This window comes from Flavobacterium sp. UBA4854 (genome assembly GCF_002399805.1).
GTDB lineage: Bacteria > Bacteroidota > Bacteroidia > Flavobacteriales > Flavobacteriaceae > Flavobacterium > Flavobacterium ginsengisoli.
The window spans coordinates 10,171-10,529 of record NZ_DHEI01000026.1; the positions used below are offsets into that span (position 1 = coordinate 10,171).

Annotated in this window: 1 protein-coding gene; it reads right to left on the reverse strand. The window is 31.8% G+C overall.

The features are described 5' to 3' along the window. The coding region (locus B3J44_RS02900) for a DinB family protein (protein ID WP_286965663.1) at window positions 1–359 on the reverse strand (359 nt) is incomplete at both ends.

Here is a 359-nt window from a genome sequence, read left to right on the forward strand (position 1 = left end):
TAATCGGTCATTATAAACCGTAAATCAGCTACAGATCCATCGCCAAAATCAATTTCATACTCTAAAGCTTTTGGATCAACTGTTTTCATCAGTCTCACAAGCTGTTTATTTATGACAAACCATAATTGCGTAAGCTCCTCAATATCCATTGTCTGATACTTATTTATATCTACTAAAGCATCTGGATCGTAAGTTCTTCTTTGATAAGGTTTGTCAACATAATTAATTTCTGTAAAACGGACAAGATTATGGACGGCTGAATCTACCAAATGACCTATAATTTCTTTCTTAGACCATTTTTTAGGTTTTCTTTCCTCTAAAATTTTCTGGTCTATTATTGGAAAATAATGTACATTTTC